Annotated in this window: 3 protein-coding genes and 1 pseudogene; all 4 read right to left on the bottom strand. The window is 28.9% G+C overall.

The window, feature by feature from the left end; genetic code table 11:
• Window positions 1–204 precede the first annotated feature (204 nt).
• A complete protein-coding gene (locus CLVI_RS17010; protein WP_106061435.1) occupies window positions 205–1554 on the bottom strand; it encodes a glucose-6-phosphate isomerase in 1350 nt (449 codons plus the stop codon).
• Between the two features lie 122 nt (window positions 1555–1676).
• Window positions 1677–1814 carry a hypothetical protein gene (locus tag CLVI_RS17015; RefSeq protein ID WP_423237142.1) on the bottom strand — a complete coding sequence of 46 codons (138 nt, stop codon included), beginning with the start codon at window positions 1812–1814 and terminating at the stop codon, window positions 1677–1679.
• 314 nt (window positions 1815–2128) lie between these two features.
• On the bottom strand, window positions 2129–2851 hold the full coding sequence (locus CLVI_RS17020) for a hypothetical protein (protein ID WP_106061437.1): 723 nt from the start codon (window positions 2849–2851) through the stop codon (window positions 2129–2131).
• Between the two features lie 139 nt (window positions 2852–2990).
• A pseudogene (gene spo0A / locus CLVI_RS17025) lies at window positions 2991–3554 on the bottom strand (sporulation transcription factor Spo0A); the annotation flags it as partial.
• Between the last annotated feature and the right edge of the window lie 123 nt (window positions 3555–3677).

Here is a 3677-nt window from a genome sequence, read left to right on the forward strand (position 1 = left end):
TTTGCCGCCGACTTCCTTCAGATTCCACCTCACAATGGACACCCTTGTCTTAAGCTAAATGGTTGGCACTATCAGCCTCCATTACGGACTTTCACCGATTAGTGCACGCCCATGCTGGGCGCACTAGCATAAAGGGTAGTTGTCATAAAATGACAACTACCCCTTGTAGAGATGCCTAGGCCTCTGTATAAATTTTCACTTAAATTATAGTCTCTTCTCTAGTTCTACCTTCATATCTTCGTATCCTGATTTTCCCAAAAGAGCAAACATATTTTTCTTATATGCTTCAACTCCCGGTTGGTTAAATGGATTTATTCCTAAAAGATATCCACTTATTCCACAAGCTTTTTCGAAGAAATAAACCATATATCCGAAATAATATGCTGAAATTTCTGGTACATTTAATACCATTATAGGAACGCCTCCATCATTATGAGCTAATAAAGTACCTTGGAATGCCTTCTTATTAATAAAATCCATAGACTTACCAGCTAAGAAGTTTAGTCCATCCATGTCATTTTCAGCTTTCTCTATTTTTATCTCATATTTTGGCTTTTCTATATTTATAACTGTTTCAAACATTATTCTTCTTCCATCTTGAATATATTGTCCCATTGAATGAAGATCTGTTGTAAAATCAACTGCTGCTGGGAATAATCCCTTGTTATCTTTTCCTTCTGATTCGCCAAATAACTGTTTCCACCATTCATTGAAATAGTGAAGTGATGGTTCATAATTAACCATTACTTCAATTACTTTTCCTTTATTGTATAATGCATTTCTAATTGCTGCATATTTATAAGCATCATTATCCTTAAGTGAAGGATTAGAATAAACTTCTCTAGCATCTGCCGCACCCTTCATCATATCATCAATGTTGATTCCAGCCGCTGCGATTGGTAGTAAACCAACTGCTGTTAATACTGTGAATCTTCCACCAACATCATCAGGAACTACAAAACTTTCGTAACCTTCAGCATCAGCTAATATTTTCAACGCCCCTTTAGCTCCATCTGTTGTTGCATAAATTCTCTTTCTAGCTTCTTCTAATCCATATTTCTTCTCTAAATGCGCTTTCAAAATTCTAAATGCGATTGCGGGTTCTGTAGTTGTCCCTGATTTTGAAATTATATTTAAACTTACATCTTTTCCATCAATAACTTGTAAAAGTTCAGTCATATATGTTGAACTTATATTGTTACCAGCAAAAAATATTTTAGGAACCTTTCTCTTATCATTATCTAATGCATTATGAAAATTATTTGTTAGCATTTCAATGGCTGCTCTAGCGCCAAGATATGATCCGCCTATTCCAATAACTATTAAAACATCTGAATCTGATTTAATCTTTTCTGCTGACTTTTTAATTCTTGCAAATTCAACTTTATCATAATTTATTGGTAGGTCTATCCAACCTACAAAGTCATTACCTGCTCCAGTTTTATTGTGCAAATCTTCATGAACAGACTTAACCATACCTTGCATTTTTTCAATTTCTGTTTGTTCTACATAAGTTGAAACTTTTGATAAATCTAATGATATTCCTTTACTCATTGTCTATTGTACCTCCATATATAATTTAAAATATTTACGTTATTATTTAATTATACCATAACTAATCAAGCTCATATCTTTACTTTCAGTTTTTTTACAAAGAATATATTTAATATTTATTATTATTTAAGTTTTTCTTCAATTCTATTTTTGCTATGATATGAATTAATATACATTTCTCTTATTTTACTCATAAGTGGATATCTTGGGTTTGCTCCTATGCATTGATCATCAAAAGCTTGCTCTACCATTTTATCCATTGATTTATAAAAGGTCTCTTGTGATACTCCAAATTCTTCTATACTATCTGAAATATTAACCGTTTCCTTTAAATAACTGCTGAATTTTTTATTCTAATATTTTTTTACTAACTCTCTCTATATAAGTCTCAAAATTCAATGTTAAATATCCAATTTCATCTTCTTCTAATCCTAATCCTGTAAATTAAAAAACTTTTTTGAATATTTCTTTATTCATATAAAAAAAGACTTCTTCTTGTTCTATATTATTAATTCCAAGAAGAAGCCCTTTTTATTCAGTTTACAAAGCATACACGCCTCTATATTACCTTTAATTATTTTATAAAAACTACAAAGTTCTTTAAATATATATTATATTCATTAAGAATATCAATAACTGTATCTCTTAATTCATTTTCAGTTGATATTTCTTCAAAAATTTTCATATCTTGATATACAACTTTTAAATTATCTTTGCTCTTTTTAAAATTCTTAACTAAAAGGTCTGCTGTTTTAATAATTAAATCATTCCAACCATTTACCTTTACAAAATACTCCTCCAGCTTAAACGCTATTGGTTCTTTTTTAGAAAAATTCTCATATATTTCTTTACTTTCCCCATATTCAGAAGTTATTTCTTCAGACTTGATATTATTCTTATTTTCATCATCTTTTAACTCCTCAGTAATTAATGATTCTTCCTCCATCCATTTTATATAAGTATTTATTTCTTTTACTATTCCATACACAGATATAGAAATATTTCTATGAGCTTGACTAAGTTCGAAAGCTCTATCAATTTTAACTACATCTGTTGATTTATCTTCTATAAAATCAATAGTCTTTTCTAATGTACTGGATAAATTATTTAAAGAATTTTTAATCTCTATTGACATTGAAGGGAAATTTTTTATTATATATTTAGTTATATCTCTATCCATTATTGTTAACTCCTTATTTATATCTAATTCATCTTCTATGCTATTAGTTAATTCATTTATATATTGTGGAGGTTCCATAATAACATTGCTTTTTTTCAAAAATCCTATCTTTTTCATATTTACTACTCTCCTTACAGTTTTTAAATTATTTTCAATTTTTTGTAACTAATAGATAAATAATAACCTCTAGATGCATTGTTTATAACTGCAACTAGAGGTATATCCTTATTTAACTTTATTATTAAATAATTTATTATTAACTAACTTTATTTTTAAGTCTAAGCTTGTCTGCTATAATTGCGATAAATTCTGAGTTAGTTGGCTTTCCTTTATTAGTGTGTACTGTATATCCAAATAGTCTATTAATAGCTTCTATTTGTCCTCTACCCCAAGCTACTTCTATAGCATGTCTTATTGCTCTTTCTACTCTAGAAGCTGTTGTATTGAATTTTTTAGCTATTGAAGGATATAATTCCTTAGTAACAGCTGAAAGTAATTCCATATCATTTACAACCATAGTAATAGCTTCTCTTAAGTACATATATCCCTTAATATGAGCTGGTACTCCTACTTCATGTATTATACTTGTAATTTCTGTTTCAAGATCAATAGGTCCTCTTGATACTGCAGTTTCTCTTTGCATCATTGGAGAATTAGATGTTCTATAATTAATAACATTCATACTGTCATTTGTATTAAACATTTCTCTTATTCTTCTTGTGAAAATATCCATATCAAAAGGTTTAACTACATAATAATCTGCCCCTAAAGTTATAGCTTGTTGTGTTATTTTATCTTGACCTACTGCTGATAAAATTAGATTGAGTCAAGTAAAAGTGGGCAACTATTTTATTATCCATTATTTTACAGTATATATTTATAACTTCCCTTAAGCATTTTTACTCTTAATTGTAACTAATATCTCCAAATCCTTTTAATCCAC

Source organism: Clostridium vincentii, assembly GCF_002995745.1.
Lineage (GTDB): Bacteria > Bacillota > Clostridia > Clostridiales > Clostridiaceae > Clostridium > Clostridium vincentii.

Coding starts and splice junctions, on each gene's coding strand:
- CLVI_RS17010 (WP_106061435.1), bottom strand. CDS start 1,554: ATGAGTAAAGGAATATCATTAGATTTATCAAAAGTTTCAACTTATGTA.
- CLVI_RS17015 (WP_423237142.1), bottom strand. CDS start 1,814: ATGGATAAAATGGTAGAGCAAGCTTTTGATGATCAATGCATAGGAGCA.
- CLVI_RS17020 (WP_106061437.1), bottom strand. CDS start 2,851: ATGAAAAAGATAGGATTTTTGAAAAAAAGCAATGTTATTATGGAACCT.